Genomic DNA, 858 nt, shown 5'->3' with positions numbered 1-858 from the left:
GGCCTTCTGATGCCAGGAATCCGTCTGGATTGGCTGGAAATGGCCAATTCGGGAGGGAAAGCGATACAAGACGAGTGATAAGTTCCGGAACTGGCAGTCGGAAGGCGCCGTAAGGTCGACTTACGCCGCTGTAATGTCAAAAAGTCGGGTTATTCGAGGCGCCCAATATTATAGGAGGGTATTAAAGCGAGTAATAAAAAGGCGAACCTTGGTTCGCCTTTTTATTTAAAAACTACTTACTGAATATAAACCGACAGTGTCACGCCGGGAGGAACTTTCACTTCCCTTGTGTATTGGCCCGACTGGTTAGGTTCAACCAGTGGTAAATGGCTATAGGGCTTGATGGTGTCGGGTAATGTTGCCGGGAAAGCGTAATACTTTGCTATATCACTCCCATTCCATGCCGGCGAGGTGTAGTCGCCAACCTTTACGCCAGGGTAGCCATAACCAGCAGGCAATGCTTTTGCATCGGGAAATGCCAGCATGCTGCCCCAACGCCGAAACGCGTCCTCGAAGCCGATACCACCGCTGGCGCGAATGGCTTCATCCAATGCATCGATACCGGTACCTTTCGCTTTCAGCAATTCGCGGTAAATGCCGGTGCCATATTGGTGAGTAAGGAAAATCAGGAAGGCTTGGCCGCTCCTATAATAATTTTGACTGCATTGCTTGTCAGTATCTTTAGACCTTGGTGCGCCAGCGGTAGAGGTTAGTGAGCAAGAGTAATAATTATTAACTGATGTTACGCAGTAGCTGCGAGAAGCAGCTGTAACTGATCATAAGCCGCGCGAGAGGCGTTGATCAGTAACTTGCGGCAAAGTGCGAATGGGTTCTTCTGCGTCTTGATGCTCAGGCATT

General features: G+C 49.5%; 1 pseudogene. It reads right to left on the bottom strand.

The features are described 5' to 3' along the window. Positions 1 to 236: 236 nt before the first annotated feature. Positions 237 to 656 (bottom strand): annotated as a pseudogene (locus CSQ89_RS21695) (M30 family zinc metallopeptidase); the annotation flags it as partial. Positions 657 to 858 lie beyond the last annotated feature (202 nt).

Origin of the sequence: Chitinimonas sp. BJB300, from assembly GCF_002735695.1 — a bacterium.
Lineage (GTDB): Bacteria > Pseudomonadota > Gammaproteobacteria > Burkholderiales > Chitinimonadaceae > Chitinimonas.
The sequence above is the reverse complement of the archived record's forward strand: the minus strand, read 5'-3'. Positions and strand labels throughout refer to the sequence as shown.